20 protein-coding genes are annotated in these 19,880 nt (G+C 58.8%); 7 read left to right on the top strand and 13 right to left on the bottom strand.

Annotation, left to right across the window (positions count from 1 at the left end):
- Window positions 1-107: 107 nt before the first annotated feature.
- Window positions 108-563 carry a redox-sensitive transcriptional activator SoxR gene (gene soxR, locus Q0802_RS17365; protein WP_298920611.1) on the bottom strand — a complete coding sequence of 152 codons (456 nt, stop codon included), beginning with the start codon at window positions 561-563 and terminating at the stop codon, window positions 108-110.
- A gap of 77 nt (window positions 564-640) precedes the next feature.
- Between soxR and Q0802_RS17360 the strand changes: the two genes are divergently transcribed.
- From Q0802_RS17360 to Q0802_RS17350, 3 genes are all read left to right on the top strand, one after another.
- Window positions 641-1,021 (top strand): VOC family protein, encoded by a 381-nt coding sequence (locus Q0802_RS17360; protein WP_298920608.1) that lies wholly within the window; start codon window positions 641-643, stop codon window positions 1,019-1,021.
- 128 nt (window positions 1,022-1,149) lie between these two features.
- Window positions 1,150-1,620: a transcription elongation factor GreA gene (gene greA, locus Q0802_RS17355; protein ID WP_298920606.1), complete on the top strand. Its 471-nt coding sequence runs from the start codon at window positions 1,150-1,152 to the stop codon at window positions 1,618-1,620.
- A gap of 14 nt (window positions 1,621-1,634) precedes the next feature.
- A complete protein-coding gene (locus Q0802_RS17350) occupies window positions 1,635-2,675 on the top strand; it encodes a hypothetical protein (protein WP_298920604.1) in 1,041 nt (346 codons plus the stop codon).
- A 389-nt stretch (window positions 2,676-3,064) separates the two neighbouring features.
- On the opposite strand, the gene glp is transcribed toward Q0802_RS17350, so the two are convergent.
- From glp to fdhD, 4 genes are read right to left on the bottom strand one after another with little or no spacing between them, the layout of a single operon-like run.
- Entirely contained in the window at window positions 3,065-5,116 is a 2,052-nt protein-coding gene (glp, locus tag Q0802_RS17345; protein WP_298920837.1) for a gephyrin-like molybdotransferase Glp, read from the bottom strand.
- Window positions 5,117-5,136: 20 nt separating this feature from the next.
- The gene (gene mobB, locus Q0802_RS17340) at window positions 5,137-5,628 is read right to left on the bottom strand and encodes a molybdopterin-guanine dinucleotide biosynthesis protein B (RefSeq protein WP_298920602.1); all 492 of its coding nucleotides are present in this window, start codon (window positions 5,626-5,628) and stop codon (window positions 5,137-5,139) included.
- The gene (gene mobA, locus Q0802_RS17335) at window positions 5,625-6,233 is read right to left on the bottom strand and encodes a molybdenum cofactor guanylyltransferase MobA (protein ID WP_298920601.1); all 609 of its coding nucleotides are present in this window, start codon (window positions 6,231-6,233) and stop codon (window positions 5,625-5,627) included. Before mobA ends, mobB begins: the two co-directional genes overlap by 4 nt.
- Window positions 6,233-7,117: a formate dehydrogenase accessory sulfurtransferase FdhD gene (fdhD, locus tag Q0802_RS17330; RefSeq protein WP_298920599.1), complete on the bottom strand. Its 885-nt coding sequence runs from the start codon at window positions 7,115-7,117 to the stop codon at window positions 6,233-6,235. Before fdhD ends, mobA begins: the two co-directional genes overlap by 1 nt.
- A gap of 48 nt (window positions 7,118-7,165) precedes the next feature.
- Between fdhD and Q0802_RS17325 the strand changes: the two genes are divergently transcribed.
- Together Q0802_RS17325 and Q0802_RS17320 are read left to right on the top strand one after the other, a co-directional pair.
- Window positions 7,166-7,900: an AzlC family ABC transporter permease gene (locus Q0802_RS17325; RefSeq protein ID WP_298920597.1), complete on the top strand. Its 735-nt coding sequence runs from the start codon at window positions 7,166-7,168 to the stop codon at window positions 7,898-7,900.
- A complete protein-coding gene (locus tag Q0802_RS17320) occupies window positions 7,893-8,219 on the top strand; it encodes an AzlD domain-containing protein (protein ID WP_298920595.1) in 327 nt (108 codons plus the stop codon). The genes Q0802_RS17325 and Q0802_RS17320 overlap by 8 nt, the downstream gene beginning before the upstream one ends.
- A gap of 10 nt (window positions 8,220-8,229) precedes the next feature.
- On the opposite strand, the gene Q0802_RS17315 is transcribed toward Q0802_RS17320, so the two are convergent.
- The 5 genes from Q0802_RS17315 to Q0802_RS17295 form a co-directional block, all read right to left on the bottom strand.
- Entirely contained in the window at window positions 8,230-8,826 is a 597-nt protein-coding gene (locus Q0802_RS17315) for a hypothetical protein (RefSeq protein WP_298920593.1), read from the bottom strand.
- Between the two features lie 26 nt (window positions 8,827-8,852).
- Entirely contained in the window at window positions 8,853-8,987 is a 135-nt protein-coding gene (locus Q0802_RS17310; protein ID WP_298920835.1) for an aa3-type cytochrome c oxidase subunit IV, read from the bottom strand.
- Between the two features lie 152 nt (window positions 8,988-9,139).
- Complete coding sequence (locus Q0802_RS17305; protein ID WP_298920591.1) at window positions 9,140-9,601, bottom strand: DUF6173 family protein; 462 nt, start codon at window positions 9,599-9,601, stop codon at window positions 9,140-9,142.
- A gap of 3 nt (window positions 9,602-9,604) precedes the next feature.
- Window positions 9,605-10,651, bottom strand: a complete 1,047-nt coding sequence (locus tag Q0802_RS17300) for an MBL fold metallo-hydrolase (protein ID WP_298920590.1) — start codon at window positions 10,649-10,651, stop codon at window positions 9,605-9,607.
- Window positions 10,651-12,366 (bottom strand): acyl-CoA dehydrogenase, encoded by a 1,716-nt coding sequence (locus tag Q0802_RS17295; protein WP_298920588.1) that lies wholly within the window; start codon window positions 12,364-12,366, stop codon window positions 10,651-10,653. Before Q0802_RS17295 ends, Q0802_RS17300 begins: the two co-directional genes overlap by 1 nt.
- A 131-nt stretch (window positions 12,367-12,497) precedes the next feature.
- Here Q0802_RS17295 and Q0802_RS17290 point away from each other — a divergent pair, with 131 nt between their 5' ends.
- On the top strand, window positions 12,498-13,445 hold the full coding sequence (locus Q0802_RS17290; protein ID WP_298920586.1) for an L-threonylcarbamoyladenylate synthase: 948 nt from the start codon (window positions 12,498-12,500) through the stop codon (window positions 13,443-13,445).
- Window positions 13,446-13,479: 34 nt separating this feature from the next.
- On the opposite strand, the gene Q0802_RS17285 is transcribed toward Q0802_RS17290, so the two are convergent.
- Window positions 13,480-14,064 carry a YqgE/AlgH family protein gene (locus Q0802_RS17285; protein ID WP_298920834.1) on the bottom strand — a complete coding sequence of 195 codons (585 nt, stop codon included), beginning with the start codon at window positions 14,062-14,064 and terminating at the stop codon, window positions 13,480-13,482.
- A gap of 118 nt (window positions 14,065-14,182) precedes the next feature.
- On the opposite strand from Q0802_RS17285, the gene Q0802_RS17280 reads away from it, so the two are divergent.
- On the top strand, window positions 14,183-14,989 hold the full coding sequence (locus Q0802_RS17280; protein ID WP_298920584.1) for a protein-disulfide reductase DsbD domain-containing protein: 807 nt from the start codon (window positions 14,183-14,185) through the stop codon (window positions 14,987-14,989).
- Here the strand turns inward: Q0802_RS17280 and Q0802_RS17275 are convergent.
- Both Q0802_RS17275 and Q0802_RS17270 read right to left on the bottom strand, forming a co-directional pair.
- Complete coding sequence (locus Q0802_RS17275) at window positions 14,986-18,387, bottom strand: efflux RND transporter permease subunit (RefSeq protein ID WP_298920583.1); 3,402 nt, start codon at window positions 18,385-18,387, stop codon at window positions 14,986-14,988. The two genes, Q0802_RS17280 and Q0802_RS17275, sit on opposite strands and share 4 nt — an antisense overlap.
- Window positions 18,388-18,390: 3 nt before the next feature.
- Window positions 18,391-19,848, bottom strand: a complete 1,458-nt coding sequence (locus tag Q0802_RS17270) for an HlyD family efflux transporter periplasmic adaptor subunit (RefSeq protein ID WP_298920581.1) — start codon at window positions 19,846-19,848, stop codon at window positions 18,391-18,393.
- Window positions 19,849-19,880 lie beyond the last annotated feature (32 nt).

Genomic DNA, 19,880 nt, shown 5'->3' with positions numbered 1-19,880 from the left:
ATAATCGTTCGCGATTGGCTAAACCACGTCACCTCCCAATGCAATCGCAACCGGGCGTCATAAAGGGGTGAAAACGACGATTTTGACACAGATCTCCGCGGTTCCGTTCACGTTTCAGGTCGATCCCCCATCAGATAGCGCGGCCCCGGTCCCTTTTCCGCAGCACGATCAGTTGGGTTGTACAATGCACAATTGGGCAAACTCAGACACCCACATCCGATGCAACCGTCCAGACTGTCCCGCAGACGGGTCAAAGTCTCTATCTTCTGGTCCAGGCTGGCGCGAAAGCCAGCGCTTATCTTTGCCCAATCTGCCTTGGTCGGCGTGCGCCCGCCGGGCAATCTGTCAAGTTCCGCGCGAATCTGCGGCAAGGTAAAGCCAAATTGCTGTGCAATCATCACGAAGCTGAGCCGCCGCAAATCGGAGCGCTGAAACCGGCGCTGCCCCCCAGAATTGCGCCAGGGTCTGATCAAACCCTGCGCTTCGTAGTAACGGATCGCAGAGACCGCCAAACCTGTGCGCGCAGACAATGCCCCAATCGACAAACCATCATTGATCGCCATACAAAAAACTCCTTGACCTCAAGTTAGGTTTAGAAATTACGATACATGTGATCAAGACGCATTTGGAGGATTTTGCAATGGCGGCAATGCTTGAACACACCAACTACACAGTCTCGGATGCTGATGCGACGGCAGCCTGGATGTGTGATCTTTTTGACTGGCGTATTCGCTGGGAAGGCGCGTCGCTGGATGGCGGGAAATCCATCCACGTGGGCACGGACACCCACTATCTGGCGCTCTACACACCAAAGGTTCAGACCGGCGAGAAACCCAACAGCTACATCACGCGTGGCGGGCTGAACCATATCGCGGTTGTCGTCGAAGACATCGACGCGATGGAAAGTGCGGTAAAAACCGCTGGATTCACGCCGGGCAATCATGGCGACTATGAACCCGGGCGGCGGTTCTATTTCCACGACCATGACAATATCGAATATGAGGTCGTCCAATACGACTAAGCTGGCGCGTGCCAATCTGACACGTCCCTCTTGCATTTTGCCTCACCATTAGGTCAGGTAGTTGGCATCTCTCACCTGCGGCCCCCCGGTGCAACCCGGCGGGCCGCATCATTTCGTGGACGACACCGATGGACAAAATTCCGATGACCCGCAAGGGCCACACAGATCTTGAAGCTGAACTCAAGCAGCTGAAGTCCGTTGAGCGACCTGCCATTATCAAGGCCATCGCCGAGGCCCGCGAACATGGCGATTTATCCGAGAATGCCGAATACCATTCCGCCCGCGAAAAACAGTCTTTCATCGAAGGACGCATCAAGGAACTTGAGGGCGTTCTGGGGCTCGCCGAAGTCATCGACCCGTCAAAAATGTCCGGTACGATCAAATTCGGGGCAACGGTCACCTTGGTGGATGAAGATACGGATGAAGAAAAGACCTGGCAGATCGTTGGCGAACATGAGGCCAATGTCGAAAATGGGCTTTTGAACATTAAATCGCCGATTGCGCGCGCCTTGATTGGCAAAGATGAAGGCGACAGCGTAGAAGTGCGCACGCCAGGCGGCGAAAAATCCTATGAGGTGCTCAAGATCGTCTATGCCTGACGGGACCATGAGACATGACTGACACAGCTGAAACCACCGAGACGACCGAAGCGCGCGCGCGCCCGACACCGCTGGGGATTTATGACCGCCCCAAAACGGAAGGGGTCACTGTCATTGAAATGGCGGCAACAGCGCTCTCCTGCATCTGGTTGCTGGGCGCAGTGATCTTTTTCGTGGTTCTGCCGAATGATCTGAGTGAAAATCTGGACGGCGTGCGGTTTTTGATGACGATGCTGACGGTGTTCATGCCGGTTGGCATGATCTGGGTTGCCGCGACGGCGGCACGGTCCAATCGCGTGATGCGAGAAGAAAGCCAGCGATTGCAGGCCTCCATAGATGCCATTCGCCAGACCTATATTGCTCAAAGCCAAAGCGGTGTGGTCGGGCCGGAGCCCGCTTCGGTCGCACGAAAACTCGACGAGATTGCCGCGGCGACGCGGAAGACCGAAACCACCGTTGCGACATTCGCGTCGCGACGGGAGGCGGATCGCCCCGCAACGCCACCTGTGCAAACAAAATCTGTCCCACAGCCGGATGATCAGCCAGCACTTGCCTTGGGCACCTCCGCTGAAGATATGGCGCCCCCCCTTGCGGTTGAAGACTTTGTCCGGGCGCTGAACTTTCCGGAAACCGCAGAGGACGAAGCCGGCTTTTCAGCTTTGCGCCGCGCCCTCAAGGACCGATCCGCCGCGCAACTAGTTCAAGCCTCTCAGGACGTACTGACGCTGCTCAGCCAGGATGGCATCTACATGGATGACCTGCGACCGGATCGCGCGCGTCCCGAGGTTTGGCGGCAGTTTGGACAGGGCGCACGCGGACGCCCCATTGCAGCGCTCGGCGGGGTGCGGGACCGATCTTCTCTTGCCCTGACGGCCGGGCGTATGAAGCAGGATCCGATATTTCGCGATGCAGCCCATCATTTTCTACGGCGGTTTGACAGAACCTTTGCCGATTTCGAAAGGACGGCAACGGACAGCGAAATCTCAGCCCTGGCCGAGACCCGCACCGCGCGGGCGTTCATGTTGCTGGGTCGCGTTGCAGGAACCTTTGACTAGCATCGGAACCCAGCTCGCAAGGTTGGATAATCTTCGTCATTTTTGGACGATGCGCAATTTTGCAAATCAAGTTGCTGCTCTTTGCAAAATTAGAAACTGATATCTTTCAGCCAGTTACGCCAAGCAAATCGACGCGCCCGAATGATCGCCAATGCCAGCGAAGCTCATTCAAGCGTCTTGCCTGTGGCGACCAAACATCAAATCGGGTCCGTTGCTCACCACCATGTTCTCATCACTGAAGCACTCCTGAACCAACCCGTGTCGCGCGATGAGATCAAATACATAAAACCAAGGAACGGTCATCCAAATCGGATCGCGCCATCAACCACCAAAGGCTGCAGTTTCCCGGGTTCGCTACGATCTCTGAGGTTTGTTTGGCCCGAGAAAACTCATCTTAGCCCAAAGCTGCTGAACGGAATGTAGCGCACCATGCTGCCAGGTTTGATTTCGGCCGCTTCCGGTGGCAGTTCAACCAATCCATCTGCCCAACTCAACCCGGAAATGCGGCCCGACCCTTCGGAGGCGAAAATCTCAACACGGCCATCCCGCATTCGGGCTCGCAAAAATTCGCTACGCCCGGCTTTTTTGTGTTTGGTGAATGCGGCAGGCACGTCAAATCCCTGAGGTTCCAGCCAGTTTTGCCCTGCCAGACGGGCCATAGCCGGGCGCGCAAAGATGAGCGCGCAGACCATCGCGGCCACGGGATTACCCGGCAACCCGAAGACCGGCGCACCGGACCACATTCCCAGCGCGAGCGGTCTGCCGGGTTTGACGGCAATCCGCCAAAGGCTCATTGCTCCCGCCTCTGTCAACAGTGCCGAGACGTGGTCTTCATCGCCTGCCGAAGCGCCACCGCTGGTCAGGATCAGATCAGCTTGCTCGGCAGCCTCGTTCAAACGATTGCGCAGTGTCTCCCGATCATCGGGCACACGCCCAATATCCACCGGAAGGTGACCCATCTGCCGCACCATCTCCAACAGCATCGGACGATTTGCATCGTATATCTGGCCTGGATCGGCAAAATCACCTGCCTCCACCAGTTCTGCGCCGGTCGACAGGACAGCGACGCGCAAAGGTTCATAGGCACTGACACGTTTTGTGCCCACAGCCGCCAGCAGCGCGGCTTCGGCCGGTCCCACACGCGTCCCCTTGGAGAGAGCGCATGCGCCCTGTTCCACATCTTCGCCCGCCTGCCGCGTGTTCGCCCCCTGCCTGACGGGGCCACGAAACGCGATCTGACCGCCGTTTACAGTCACGTCCTCCTGCAAGATCACCGTATCGACACCCAAGGGCAATGCGGCACCGGTCAGCACCCGTATGGCAGTCCCTTCCGGCAAATTGACGGGCATATCGCCCGCAGCCGCTCTGGCTTTTGCGAGCGGCAGCTGATGCACACCCGCATCGCGACCACCTGCAAAGCCGTAACCATCCACAGCGGTATTCGGCAGCGGCGGGTTCGCCCGTTCTGCAAGGACATTTTCAGCCAAAACATACCCCGCAGCCTCAGTGACCGACACGTTCATTGTTCTGGTCACGGGCGAAAGACGCTGTTCCAGCATCGCCAGCGCCTCTTTGACGGGCGTCCAGTTCACGCCGGGCGGCAACGCAAAGCAATCATTGGTCAATCGCGGCGGGCGCAACGCGGCCTGACGCAGCAAATCTTCGTGGCCTAGTCCGAAAATCCACCCTTCTTCCGGGGCCGAAACATCCAGGATATCGCCCAGCTCAGTGGGATCGAGCGCGGATACCATGCGTGCCACCTCGCGCACTTGCCACGCGTCCCTGATCATCCCCTCGGGGCCACTATCGAGCGTCAGGGACGGCCAGATTTCAACCAGCGCCACGGGTTTGGTCAACGGTTCAAAAGGCCATGCGGCAGCATCGAACTTGCGCCGCAAACGGGCCAGAACCGGCAGGCCCATCAATACCTGTGAGCCAACCGCACCGGCCCCGCCCAACTGCCAGCAGGTAAACGCCCCGAGGGCCCGTTCCTCGGCTGCGCGTTTTTCAGGAAAACGGTTCTGATAACCTTGCATCCCGCGTGGCAAACACTCGATTTCGCGTTTGAGGCAATTGAACCAGAACGGCCCATGACCACCAAACTGACGGTTGATTTCGCCGGCAAGATCGAAGCGGTTGTTTGCTTGAGGCGTGTCCTCGATACGTTGCTCCAGCCATTCCCAAAGGGCGAACGGATCCTCCTTGCCCGTGATCGCGCTGGCAAATCCTTTCGGGTAGCCGAAAGGAAAATCAAACCCGGCCAGCACCCGCCGCCCGGCAGCAAGTTCAGCGGCAAGCAAGTCTTCCAGCCAATCTTCGGCAAGCTTTCGGTTGCGAAGATAGATAGGGGCCTCGGTACGCCCATCCCGCGCGACACAGGCCCAGATCGCATCTTTCCGGGGAGATTTTCCAGTGTCATTGCCGCCAGACCAATCAACCATGACGATTGTGTCAAAAAGCGTCACAGGCCCACCTCGGCCAGAATGAAATCCGCGATTGTGCTTGTGTCGTTCAGGTCAAAAACCGGTCGATCCATGCTGATCTTGGTGTCACTGGCGATAGCTCGGATCGTTGGATCCTCTGGCGCAATCAACGGGTTACCGGTTTCTGAACGGTGCGCTTCGATCTTGCTGTGCGCGTCGCGCTTATATCCTTCGATGAGCACCAGATCGACCGGACTGAGTTTATCTAGCAGTTCATCGAGCGTTGGCTCTGGCGCACCGCGCAACTCGTGCATCAATGCAAAGCGGTTTCGCGATGCCAAAAGCACCTCGGAAGCACCTGCCTGCCGATGGCGGTAACTGTCCTTCCCAGGATGATCGACGTCAAAAACGTGATGCGCGTGTTTCACGGTCGATACCGATATTCCGCGGCTGCAAATCTCACTGACCAAACGCTCCATCAACCCGGTTTTGCCCGCATTCTTCCACCCGACAATGCCATAGATTTTCATAGCAACGCCTCAGCTTGCGCCAGATCATCCGGTGTGTTGACATTGAAGAACGGATCAACTGAAGCCACCGGGAACAGGGCTTCGCGACCGTTGTGCGCGTCCGTCCACAAAACCACCTTGCGCAAGCCGTCTTGCAAATCCGCGCGCAGATCGTCGCGCAGAGCCACGGGCCAAAGACCAAAAGTCGGATGCCGAACGCGTCCGCGCGCCGCATCCGGCGTGGCGGAAAGAACCAGAGGCTGCGTCATTCCCTCGGCCGCCAATAGCAGTTGCGGGACAAGATCGGCCGGAAAAAACGGCGTGTCCGCCGCCGCCGTCACAATTGTATCCGCACCTTGCGCCGCCGCCCAATCGAGCCCGGCAAGCACACCCGCAAGGGGACCGGCGTAATCTTCAATACTATCCGGCAAGACGGGTAGCTGAAAACGGGCAAATCGCGCCGGATCCCCATTTGCATTGAGCGCCAGCCCAGCCACTTGCGGCGACAGCCGTTCGATGACGTGGTCAAGCAGGCAGTGCTTGCCGAGACGCAACAGCCCCTTGTCTCCGCCGCCCATACGCGTGGCCTGCCCACCGGCCAAAATCACTCCAAGCGGCTGCTTCATCACGCCCCCTTGCGCCCGGCGCGGCGAGGCTCTTCCGCAATTTCGCGAGGGTTTGCATCGCGTGTCAGGCGATCTTCTCCCGAAAGACACATGAAGCGCTGACCCTTCATGCGACCGATCAGCGTCAGGCCAACCTCCTTGGCAATTTCCACCCCCCAGGCCGTGAAGCCGGAGCGTGATGCGAGCACCGGAATGCCCATCATCGCCGTTTTGATCACCATCTCGGAGGTCAGACGCCCGGTGGTGTAAAGGATCTTGTCTGCGGCATCGACATTCTCCGCCAGCATCCATCCGGCGATCTTGTCGACCGCATTGTGTCGCCCGACATCTTCCATATAAACCAAAGGCTTATCCTGATGGCAGAGCACAGTACCGTGAATGGCACCCGCTTCCAAGTAGAGCGATGGGGTCCGGTTGATCCGGGCACTCAATGCGTAAAGCCAGGACGTACGCACAGGCGTCGCAGGCAGTCGAACGCCCTCCAGTCCGGACATCATATCACCAAAAACAGTGCCAACCGCACAACCGCTCGTGCGGGTTTTCTTGCGCATTTTCTCTTCGTAATCCGTCTGGCGCGCGGTGCGCACGACCACGGTTTCCAGCTCTTCATCATAGTCGACGCCGGTGATCTCATCCCCGGCCTGCAACATGCCCTGATTGCGCAGAAAACCAAGGGCGAGGTAATCGGGATAGTCCCCGATGGTCATGGCCGTGACGATCTCCTGACCATTGAGGAAGATGGTCAACGGGCGTTCTTCGACGACATTTGTAGTGACACGCCGACCTTCGTGATCCGTGCCCTCCACGCAACGGGTCAGCCGCGCCGCCGAAGGATCGGGAGCGATGATATAGTCGCCGGTATCGTCGAGCCTGGCCAATTGCATCCCCCTCGAAGCTAAGCTACCTCTTGGCGGTAACTTTAGAAGCATCTCATGTCCTCCACCACACCGAAAACACGCACAAGGGCGTCAGCCTTTTGGAAAGGGGTAGCCGACGGCACCCCATTTTTGCTCGTTGTCGGGCCTTTTGCGATGCTGTTTGGCGTGCTGGCGACGGAAGCGGGCCTCAACGTTCTGGAAACGCTTGCCTTTTCTGCGGTCGTCTTCGCTGGTGCGGCGCAGTTTACCGCGTTGCAACTGATGCAGGAAAACGCCCCGACACTGATTGTCCTGGCCTCTGCACTCGCGGTAAATTTACGGGTTGCGATGTATTCGGCATCGCTCACGCCCTGGATTGGCGCGGCCCCTCTCTGGCAGCGGGCCATTGCGGCGTATTTCACGGTCGACCAATCCTACGCCTGTTCCGTTGCACAATTTGAAAAAGAACCGCAAATGACCGTGCCTCAGCGGATGGCTTATTTTTTCGGTGTACTGACCCCGATCGTGCCGACATGGTACATCAGTACATTCATCGGCGCAGCAATTGGCACGCAGGTGCCCGAAAGCTGGGCGCTCGATTTTGCACTGCCCATAACCTTTTTAGCGATGGTCGCGCCCATGCTGCGCACCGCAGCCCACGTCGTCGCCGCCTGTGTCGCAATCGTCGTCAGCTTGCTGGCCGCGGGCGTACCCTATTCGCTGGGACTGATCATTGCGGGTGCCTTGGGAATGATCGCTGGTGCGCAGGCGGAAGCCATTATAGAGCGTCGAAAGGCAGAAAATGACTGAGCCGAATACCCTCTGGACCGTCATCATTTGCCTCGGCCTTGGCAGTTACTTTCTACGTTTTGCATTCCTCGGGATCGTCGGGGACCGCCCGATGCCCAAATGGTTGCTGCGGCACTTGCGATATACTGCCGTGGCCATGTTGCCGGCGATGGTATCGCCGCTTGTTGTCTGGCCTGCCGCAACGGGAGGGCAACCCGACCTGCCCCGCATGTTGGCGGCCTCCGCGACGCTGCTTGTGGGTCTTGCAACCAAGAACGTGCTTGCCGCAATCATATCCGGAGCAGCGACGCTATTCGGCGCGCTCTATCTCTTAGGTTAGGGGTTTGCGATCAGCTTTGTGCAGCTTCGATCCCGTCGCGTACGTCGCCCTCGTCATTCTCATAGTATTTGTCGGTTTTCACATCCGGACGCTGTGCAATCTGCTCCATGAGGTTGATCGGGAAAAACGTCACCGAAATATTTTCAAAGCCAGGGATTTCTTTCAAAATCGCGGAGGTTGCATTGGCGCAAAACGCGCCGGGGACGGCACCCTTGGATTGTACCAGTTGCAGCGCTTGTTCGGCCTGCGCGGGCGTCACTATGATTTCCTGGGACACAACATGATAGGTGCTGCGCGCATGCGCGCTCTTGTAGCCCTGTACCCAGGCCGGTGACATCCCGTAGAGCACGTCGCCGCGTTCCGCTACGTCAGCGTGCAAGAACGACCCCGCAGGGTCATAGATCACCTGTTGGGACCCGCTCACCATCAGGGACGTATGGCCACCGCTGCCAGTCGTATTGTTCACCATTGTGAAAATCGTAAGCTTCGGCGGCCCCTCGGGAACGTAAACCTTGGCAGCGATTTCTTCCGGCGATGCCTCGAAAACGGACGAGACCGCACATCCCGTCAGCAATGACGCTGCGGCCAGGATCATCAGTAAGCGCATTATTTATCCCCGCGGGCCAGTTCAGCTCAGGTGATGAAAATCGCCATGCCAACCAAAAGAAGAATGATAATGATCACGCTTTTGGTGGTGAAACGCATAAAACCATCAAAGGTTTTTTCCTGAGTGGTGATCTCCATGTCACCGTGCTTGTGATCTGCCATTTCCGCAGCCCTTCTAAAGATGTTTCGACCAGCCCTAATAGATTCTTCCAGCCATGTCACCCGCTTGGCCAAAGGATGCGGCGAAATGCGTATGATTCTGTTAGAGGGTCATGCCCTGGCACTCTGCTGTCGCGAAACCGGTTGCCCCACAGCTATGCATTATCTTCGATGTCCTGAGCCAGCCGGAAACCGATCCGGCGCGCTTCGACGGTTTCAGAAGGCTTGGGCAAAGCGCGCAGCATCACATTGAGCTGGCTCACATGCTGAATGAGCTGCGTTTTGCCACCCGCGCCATCGCTGCCGTAAAACGTCACGATATCGGGATCGAAGTATCCCATCCCTTCGATCCGCAGGACACCTGCATCCCCCCCGGTGAAACCCATGGCCACCTCATGCGCGTTATCCAACTGCTCTTCAAAGTTCTTCAGGTAGATGATGATACGTTCATAAGCCCATTGCGCCGGCGATTTTTGCGCCGTCGGTTTGGAGGCAATTGATTGAGGTAGTTCCGGTGCATCCGGCGCAGGTGTTTCGGGATCACAATGCACTTCGTGACGGCGTGGCAAAGCGTTTGCTTCTGCCAGCTCGGCGGAGGTTTCGATCTTGTCACCCATTGTCTATCCTTTGCGCTGATACTCCCAGGCATCATCAGCGCGGCGTGTCCGGCTGGCAAGACCCGACTGATAGAGGTGGCTCAAATGTGCGACAGCCTCAACCAGCGCCAGGCCGTATTCCGCCGCCCCAATCTTGCGTTTGAACAGGGGCGCAAAGCACTCCGCCGCTGTTTTGGGCGTGTCGATGTAGTCAAGCAGGCGCGTCAGAGCCCCATGATGATTGTCAATCAATTGGCGCATCCGCAGGGGCAGACCGGTAAAGGGCAGTTTGTGCCCCCCCAAGACCAGATGGTCAGGCCGCGCCAATGTCGACAGGCGTTCGCAGGCCTCCAGCCAGTCTGCAATCGGGTCGGCCATCGGTTCGGTGGCATAGACGCCGATGTTGGGACTGATGGAGGGCAAAATCTGGTCGCCCGCCAGCACCAGATGATCGTCCCGGCTCCAGAAGGTCGCATGCTCGGGGGCGTGACCGTTGCCTATGTGAATATCCCAGCGCCGCCCACCCATCTCGATCACATCGCCCTGCTCGATGCGGGTGTAGCCCAGCGGCATCGGGGCCACGACATCGGCAAAGTTGAACGGGCGTTCCGTGGCGCGTGTTTCGTAAATATCGGCATCCATTCCAGCACTGCGGTAAAACGCGAGGTTTTCACGCGACGGCACATCCTGCGCGTCAAGCGTCAGCATGCGAGCAGTCAGCCACGCGGTGCGGGTCGCGACCAGTTCGGCCCCATGCGCGGTCTGGAACCATCCCGCCAAACCCACATGATCGGGATGGTGATGAGTGACAATCACGCGCCCGATGGGCTTGCCGTTCAAAGGGCCTGCCATCAGGGTCTGCCAAATCGCCTTGCTCCGTTTGGACGCAAATCCGGTGTCGATCACGGTCCAACTGTCGCCATCGTCCAACGCATAGATATTGACGTGATCGAGTTTCATGGGCAGCGGCAGGCGCATCCACAGAACGCCTGGTGCTATTTCGATGGCATCCCCTTCTGCGGGAGGCTCGTCCCAAGGATACCGCAGACCCTCTGGCAATTGATCTTTCATCAGGCGGCCAGTTCGTCAGCGCTGAGCGCAAAGAGGTCTTCGGATCCCGCCTGTGCATGGGCCAGAAGCCCTGCGTGTTCCGGCAACAGGCGTTTGATATAAAACCGTGCCAGTTTCTCACGCGCACCCCCCTGATCCGCCAGGGCCGCCTTGAGGTGCAGATAGCCGCCAAGCACCCGGGCAAATGCCCGCAAATAGGGCACAGCGCCAGAGAAACGGATATTCATATCCGCTTGCGCGTTCAGCCACTCCGTCGCTTCGCGCAGGCTTTCGGAGGCCTGCCAGACCGGTTCGGCAAGATCGGGCAACGTACCACGCGCCGCTTCGGCAAGCGCTTCAACCTCATCGAGCAACCGGGCCGCGGCCTCGCCACCGTCCATCATCTTGCGCGCCACCAGATCCATCGCCTGAATGCCGTTTGTGCCTTCGTAGATCGCAGTGACACGCACATCACGGCTGAACTGCGCCGCACCTGTTTCCTCGATGAATCCCATGCCGCCATGCACCTGCACGCCCATCTCTGCAGTGGCCATGCCCGTATCGGTGCCGAACGCCTTTGAAATCGGTGTCAGCAAAGCGGCACGGGCGCGCCAGTCATCGCTGCCCGTTGCACGCGCCATATCAATGGCCATCGCACAGCTCAGCGCAATGGCCCGCGCGGCAAAAACATCCGCCTTCATGGTCATTAGCATGCGGCGTACGTCGGCGTGATCCAGAATTGTGCCGGTACCATCGGCCAGCGCGGTTCTGCCCTGTTTGCGTTCAAGCGCGTATTGCACCGCGTGTTGACAGGCGGCTTCGGCCACGCCAATCCCCTGCCCGCCCACACCAAGGCGCGCATTGTTCATCATGGTGAACATGGCCGCCATTCCGCCCTGTTCCGGCCCGACCAGCCAGCCGGTTGCGTCATCATATTGCATGACGGCAGTGGGCGAGCCATGCAGACCCATCTTGTGCTCAAGGCTGACAACTTTCACGCCATTTGCCGTGCCAAGCGAGCCATCCTCATTGGGGATGAATTTAGGCACCAGAAACAGGCTGATGCCTTTCGTGCCAGCGGGCGCATCCGGCAAGCGTGCCAGCACCAGATGGCAGACGTTTTCCGCGAGATCATGATCCCCCCAGCTGATGTAGATTTTCTGACCCGTGACCGCATAGCTGCCATCGCCGTTGTCGACCGCCTTACTGGACAAGGCCCCCACATCCGATCCCGCCTGCGGTTCTGTCAGGTTCATGGTGCCCGTCCATTCGCCGGAAATCAGTTTCGGCAGATAAAGTGCCTTGATGGCGTCACTTGCGTGATGCTCCAGCGCCTCAATCTGGCCCTGGCTCATCAAAGGTGCCAGCTGCAACGACAGGCACGCACCGCTCATCATCTCGTTGACCGCCGAGGTCAGCGTCATCGGCAGCCCCATGCCACCATATTCAGGATCCGCAGACATACCGATCCAGCCGCCTTCGGCGATCGCCTTCCAGCCGGTATCATAGCCTGGCGAAGTGCGGACAACGCCATTTTCCAACCGCGCCGGATGCAAGTCGCCGGGGCGCTGTAAAGGCGCCATCACTTCGTCGCAGAGTTTTCCGGCTTCCGTCAGGATTGCGCGGGTTACATCGTCTGTCGCATCTTCGAACTGCTGTGTCTCACGCAGCCGGGCAAAATCAACAACATGATCAAACAGAAAGGTGAAATCATCCACTGGCGCATGAAAGGGCATCAAATCGTCTCCGTCCGGGTCATCGGCCACCTTGGCAATAATGGCCACAGCCTATAAAGGTCTAGCGTTTTATACATGAGCCGCATCGCCGCGTCCGGCAATCGAAACGCGGCGTCACGGAGTGTGATGAGTTGAAAGCGCCCAAAATCCTGCACCCCGAACCTGCCGGCTTCGCCAAGGCTGCGGACCTCCTTGGAAGTGGGCAACTTGTCGCGTTTCCGACAGAGACAGTCTATGGTCTCGGGGCCGACGCCCGCAATGGACGCGCCGTCGCGGCAATCTACGAGGCCAAAGGGCGTCCAAGCTTCAATCCGTTGATTGTGCATCTTCCCGACGTCGCGACGGCGCAAGCCTATGTTGCATGGTCAGACACAGCCGACCGGTTGGCGCAAGCCTTTTGGCCGGGACCGTTGACGTTGGTCCTGCCCTTGCTGCCAGAACACGGTTTGTCGTCGCTGGTTACTGCAGGGTTGCCCACAGTGGCCCTAAGGGTGCCTGCGCAAAAGTCGGCGCAAGCTTTGCTGCGGGCTTTTGGGGGGCCGGTCGCTGCGCCATCTGCAAACCCATCCGGGCGCATAAGCCCAACAACAGCCGCCCATGTGATGGCGGGATTGGGCGACAAAGTATCGGCAATTCTGGATGATGGTCCCTGCCTCGTGGGTCTGGAAAGCACGATCGTCGGTCTGGCTGAGGCGCCTGTTCTGCTGCGCGCAGGTGGGCTGCCCATTGAAATCATCGAAGTGGCTCTTGGCACCGCATTGGCAGAAGCTGAAACGCCACGTGACCCCAAACGCATCAGGGCACCCGGTCAACTGGCGTCACATTACGCGCCAAACGCCCCATTGCGCATGAACGCTACGGCGAAACGCACCGGGGAAGTCTTGCTCGGTTTCGGCGCGATGGCCTGCGATCTCAATCTCTCTGAAAATGCTGATCTTCACGAAGCGGCCGCGCGCCTTTTTGAGAGTTTGCACCAACTTGACGCCAAGGGCTTGCCAATAGCGGTCGCGCCAATACCGGATCATGGATTGGGCCGCGCCATCAATGATCGCCTCGCGCGCGCCGCAGCCCCGCGCTAGCCTATCAACCACCCTGGCAACGCCACCAAAAGGATCAGGCGTGCCCCGCCGTCGAAGACAAACCCAAAGGATCAATGCCCAGGCTCTTGACCGTTTCAACCCACTTGTCACTTGCTGAGGTTGAGAACACCAGATTGGCCGACGCATCCGCCGTAAGCCAACCGTTATGTCCAATTTCGTTTTCCAGCTGCCCCGGTCCCCATCCCGCGTAGCCCAGCATCATGATCGCGCGGCTTGGGCCCTGATCCCGGGCAATCTCTTCCAGAATATCCAAGGTCGCTGTCATCCCAAAGCCCCCGGGCACCGAGAGTGTGTGAAGGCTCGATTGATAGTCGCTTGAATGCAGCACAAACCCGCGCCCAGTCTCAACAGGTCCGCCAAAATGCACTGGCATCGCTGCGGCTTTTTTGGAGGGCTGGATTTCCAACTGGTCCAGAACATCGCTCATGCGGACATCCGCACTGGGCTTGTTCAGAATCAGCCCCATCGCCCCCTTCTCAGAATGCGCGCACAGCATGATCACGGACCGTTCGAAGCGCGAATCCCCCATAGACGGCATTGCCACCAGCAGTTTGCCATTCAAATCAAGGGGACCGATCTCGGAATGCGCAGACGTCATACCTTCAGAATGGCGCGGCACCCTGCCGGGTGCAAGGGAAATGCCTGCCAAAAACGGCGAAACATGGCTGACCGGATCGTGACTTGGCATTTCAACGGCGTTCGCCCATATCGAAGGAATGATACGCTTATCGCTTGCCCTCGCCCTCGTATGTCTCTCTGCGCTGCCCGGTTTGGCCCAGGATCGATTTGACTTACCCGTTTCAGCCGAGTTGTTGCCCGGTTGGGTGCAGGCAGACGGAAGCCGCGTCGCTGCCGTGCGTCTTTCCCTTGAGCCCGGGTGGAAAACCTATTGGCGCACGCCCGGAGACGCAGGGATACCGCCACAATTCAACTGGTCCGGATCCAAGAACATGAAATCCGTCCAAGTCGCATGGCCAACACCGAAAGTCTTTGACCAAAATGGCCTGCGCTCCATAGGCTACGCGGACGAACTCGTCATTCCTTTCACGCTTGAGCCAAAGAAGACGGGCAAGCCAATGCGCGTGAAACTGGTCATGGATATCGGAATTTGCGCCGACATCTGCATTCCCCATACGGTCAGTTTCGACGAGACGTTGCGGCACAGCGGCTCGAAGCCGACACCGGCCATTGCAGCGGCCCTGGCACAACGTCCTTTTTCGGCCAAGGAGGCGGGCGTGGCGGCCGCTACCTGCCGGATGGAGCCCACGACAGACGGGTTGCGCATCGAGGCGCGTGTCACCGTTCCCTCCACCGGCGGCAATGAGGTGGTGATCATCGAACCCGGCAGCGGCGAAATCTGGGTAAGCGAAGCCGAAACCCAACGCACAGGCCGGGAGATCGTCGGTGTCTCGGAAATGATTCATGTCAATGGCGGAACCATTGCCCTGGATCGCTCGGCCATCAGGCTCACGGTTTTGGGCAACAACCATGCCGTCGATATTCAAGGCTGCACCGCAGGCTAAGCCTGTCGGCGCGCACGTCTGGCGAAAAGAGCCGCAGCTGTGAAGCCGTAGGCACCCAGAACAATCACAACGACCCCCGAGAGGAAGAGCAGCAGGGCGGCGAGGAGTGCCGAAAGCTGTGTCACTGCGGGGAAAGCCACCGCAAGGGTCTCGGGCAAGGCACCATACCAGAGAACCCAGCCAAGCGTTGCCAGGCACCAGCACAGGATCAAGGCCCAGAGGGCTGCAAATCCGATCTTGATACCGGCAACCGGCGCGGTGAGCCCCCGCCGCATCGCATTCATCTGCCGGGCGATGTCATGCTGGGCGGCAACCAGCGCCGGAACCACCAACAAGACCAGAAGCATGCCGAAACCCAACCCGTAGACCAGCGTGATGATCGTGGGTTTGAGGAATTGCGCCTGCCGGCTGCCCTCATAGAGCAACGGTGCCATGCCCAGAACTGTGGTCATGGTTGTGAGCATAACGGGACGCAATCTGTCGGAAGTCCCCTCAATAATCGAAGGGATCAGGCCACGATCCTGCGCGTATTCGTCGATGGTGGTGATCAGCACAATAGAATCGTTAATGATAATGCCAGTCATGCCCAGCAGGCCCACCACCGTGAACATGCTCAAGGGGACATCCCACAACACATGCCCATAGATCGTCCCGACAAGCCCGAAGGGGATGATCGCCATGACAACCATCGGGCGGGTCCAACTGCCAAAAACCCAGGCCAATACGAGATATATGCCCGAAAGGCACAATATGAGCCCCGTCATCGCTTCATTCAGAAAGGTGTCTTCCTGCTCTGCCAACCCGGCAAGCTGCCATTCGATCTGCCACTCACTGGCGATGCGGGGCAGGATTTGCTGCTCCAGCGCCTGTTGTATCTCAGCGGCGCGTGCGGGATTGTCCTCGGAGATGTCTCCGGTAACCGAAATCGTCCTGATCCCGTTCTCGCGCCGCACCGTACTGAAACCGATCCGTCGTTGCACGCTTACGATATCGGCCAGCGGTACATATTCGCCTGCCGGTGTGCGCAATTGTGTCCGGTCAAGGAAATCGGCCGTTAATTCGCCTGCGGGAAGTTCAACATCTATGGTCGCGCTGCGCGGCCCGTCCGGATAGGTCGCGGCCTCGATCCCGCCGAGCCGGTTGCGCAAGACACGTCCCAGGTCATCAATCGTAAAGCCAAGCGCCTGGCCCTGTGCGGTGAGGTCAAGGATCAGTTCTTCCTTGTCATAGGACAGGTTGTCCTGCAGCGCTGAGACTTCGGGGTATTGGCGCAGCTCGTTTTGCAGATCAAGGCTTGCGGCTTTCAAAGTGTCCGTGTCGCCGCCTGAAAGCCGAACACTCAAGGCATCGCCGCCGGGGCCGGAACGCCACCCGCGGAACGAGACAACTTCGGTCAGGGGATGGTTCACCACCCGCTCTTGCAAATCACCGACAAAGGCAAAGCTTGAATAAGGTCTGAGATCCGCATCAATCAGCTGAATGGAAATCGCACCAAGAAGGTCTTTGTCCTTGATATCCATTCCGTCCAGACCGCGCCCCGTGGTTCCGCCCACCTCTGACAGAACATGCTCCACCGGGTTGAGACCGTAGCGCGCCTCGTATTCTGCGGCCACTTCGGCGGTGGCGCGTTGCAATTCACGTGTCATTTCCAGCGTATCTTGCCGTGTTGAGCCATCCACCATGGCGAAGTTGCCCGTCACAGAGGACCGTTCAGGCGCATTGAAAAACCGCCATTGCACGTCGCCCCGGATGAAGATGGCAACCTGACTGGCCAGTATCGCGACGACACCGGCCAGAACCACATAACGCGCCCGGATCACACCAGCCATCAACGGGCGGAACAGGGTTTCACGCGCCCATCTGAACCCACGATTGACCTGCCTGCTGGGCCAATCGTACCAACGTTCCTTGGCCTGCGCGGCAAGTGCGTGCGCCATATGGTTGGGCAATATCAGAAAGCACTCGATCAGCGACGCGACCAGAACGGCAATAACCGTCAGCGGGATGTCTCTGATCAGCAACCCAAAACGGCCTCCGATCGCAACCAGTCCAAAAAAGGCAATCACGGTGGTCAAAGTGGCGGCGAATACCGGCATTGCCATCCGCCGCGCGGCATTTTCCGCTGCCTGATACGGCGTTTCATTGAACCGCCGCGCGCGATGGTCCGCGTGTTCACCAACCACGATGGCATCGTCGACGACGATCCCCAATGTGATGATCAGGCCGAAAAGGGAAATCATGTTGAGCGTAATGCCAGCCGCATACATCAAAGAAATCGCAGCCATCATTGCAACCGGGATACCGGCTGCGACCCAGAAAGCCGTCCGGGCATTCAGGAACAAAAACAGCAGGCACACGACCAGACCGAGACCGATCAACCCATTGTCGATCAAAATGTCCAGGCGCCCGGTGATCGCGGCGGCACGCGTCCGAATAAGTTCGATGGTGACCCCATCGGGCAGCGTTGCTTCCAGCTTTTCAGCGACATCCTCAACCGTTGCCTGGATGCCCACCGCATCACCCCTTGCGGATCGATCCACCCTGACAGAAATCGCCGGATTGACGCCGACAAGATAGCTGCGCTCGCGATCACTGCCTTCGCGTGAGACAGTGGCCAGATCGCCAATCCGCAATTTCGCACCATTGGGCTCGGATCGCAGGACAATATCGGCAATCTGGTCGGGCGCGCGTTTTTCGACACCGGTTCTGACGCGGGCGTTTGAGCCCGACACATCGCCGGCGGGGTCTGTATCTGCTTCCGCAGCGATGGCCGCCGCGATTTCCGCCATGCTGATGTCATGTGCGATCAATCGCGCGGAGGGCACCTCCACTAATGTGCGCGGCGCGGCAACGCCCCGGATTGTCGTTCGTGTGACACCTGCCGCGAACAATCGCACCACCAGTTCATCGGCAAATTGCGCCAACTGTTCCGGCGCCACCGGCCCGCTGATCACAACATCGGTGACACGGTCCCGCCACACGGTACGACGTACCTCCGGCTCATCTGCGTCCTCCGGAAGCTCAGTGACCGCATCCACCGCACTCTGAACATCGTCAGCGGCGCGCGACATGTCCCAATCAGGCTCAAAACTCAGAGTGATCCGAGACCACCCCTCGCGCGCGATGGAGGCTGAGCTTTCCACACCTTCCACGGCCAGCAATGCAGGCTCCAGAAGCTGCACAATTGCCCGGTCGACCTCTTCAGGTCCTGCCGCATCCCAATTCGTCGAAACCGTCACCTTGTCCAGAATGACATCAGGGAAAAACTGCGTCCGCATGTTCGGCAGGGCCGCCAGCCCGGCAATAATGAGCGACACAAAAAGGAGATTGGCGATTGTTCGGTGACGCGTGAAATAGGAAAGGATGCCACTGGCCGCTTGGGGAATTTGCCGTGCCATGCGCTATCCCCCCATACGGCTTTCGATGCGGGCAACCATCTTGGCGGGCACTTCTCGCTCGGCGAGTTGCGCAAGGGTCTTTTCCTTGGCATCCTGCGGCATGCGCAGATTGCCCTGCACAAAGGCCACGAGTTTTGCGCGACGCTCTTCGGTCAGCTCAAGCATATCCGGCACGGCTGCTTCACTGCGTCCTTCTCCCCGCAAGGGGCGCACCGCAATGCCCGGCCCCAAAAGCGGCGTCCGGCTGGTTACCACTTCACGGCCCGCCAATCCTTCACCCTGCACCAGAACTTCGTCCCCTTGTCGGCGCAACAAGGCTACATCCAATATTTCGAGGCGGTCTTCTCCCGAAATCACCAGGACCTGGTTTTGCGCATCCAGCGCGCTCGCTGGCAGGCGCACCACATCGTCCAAGGTCGGTTCGTGGATATTCAAGGTCACAAAATCGCCCGGACGAAACCCGCGCGCTTCGAAAAGACGCGCAAAAACAAGGCGCCCCGTCTGCCCTTCGCCGGTCGCAGCACTGACACGGCTCACCATTCCGGTTGCTTCAAGATCAACCCCTGTCACATCCAGTGTCGCCGTGACCTTGGCAGCGACCAGATCGCCATTCGCATCAAGCAGTCGCGCGTATTGTGCGGTCGACAATCGAAAAGCCACTTCCAGATCGTTGGGATCAATCAGATCTGCCAACCGCTCATTTACCGACACTAATCGCCCTTCAACGATTGCGGTCTCGCTCAACGTCCCATCGAAAGGTGCCTCGATAGAGGCATCTTCAAGATTTCGACGTGCTTCATCCAGAGCGATCCGGGACCGTGACAGTCGGGTCGCTGCCTGATCGATACGGGCTTCGGCCAGCGTGACGGCCTGTCTGCGCGCCAACACGGTCGCGCGGGCCGCTGCAGCGGCCAGTTCTGCCTCTTCGACAGCGGCCGATGTACCGACACCGCGTGCTGCCAAGTCAACCTGTCGCCGATATGCTTTTTGTCGCAATGCCACCTGATCTTCCGCGGCAGCTTCCTCGTCGCGCGCAAGATCGAGCGCACGGGCTGCATCACGGCCTTCAGCCTCTGCATCCGCCAGATCAGCCTTAAGCCGGTCCAGCGCCGATTGCATATCTGCGGGATCGATCCGAACCAGAACCTCCCCCGTGCGCACCGCGCCACCATCTTCGAAGTTTTCAGCAAGCTCAACCACACGCCCGCCAACGGCAGCGCGCAGTTCAAGCGTACGACGGGACGCGACTTCTCCGAAGGTTTCCAGAATTGGCACGATACTCTGCGCCTCCGCCCGCAGGACGTTTACCGCAAAAACACGCTCGCGCGCTGTCTGCGGCGCGGCATCCGCGTTGAGGCGATCCTGCACGGCGTCCCGGATCATCTGACCAGCAAAAATCAGCAATCCCAACGAGATCGCCGCCAGAAATAGTCCGATCATGCTTTGGCGCAAGAACCGCATTTTGCCGTCGTCCTGTTGGCTTGTTCAATCCC

The organism is uncultured Roseobacter sp. (assembly GCF_947495275.1).
Lineage (GTDB): Bacteria > Pseudomonadota > Alphaproteobacteria > Rhodobacterales > Rhodobacteraceae > Roseobacter.
The sequence above is the reverse complement of the archived record's forward strand: the minus strand, read 5'-3'. Positions and strand labels throughout refer to the sequence as shown.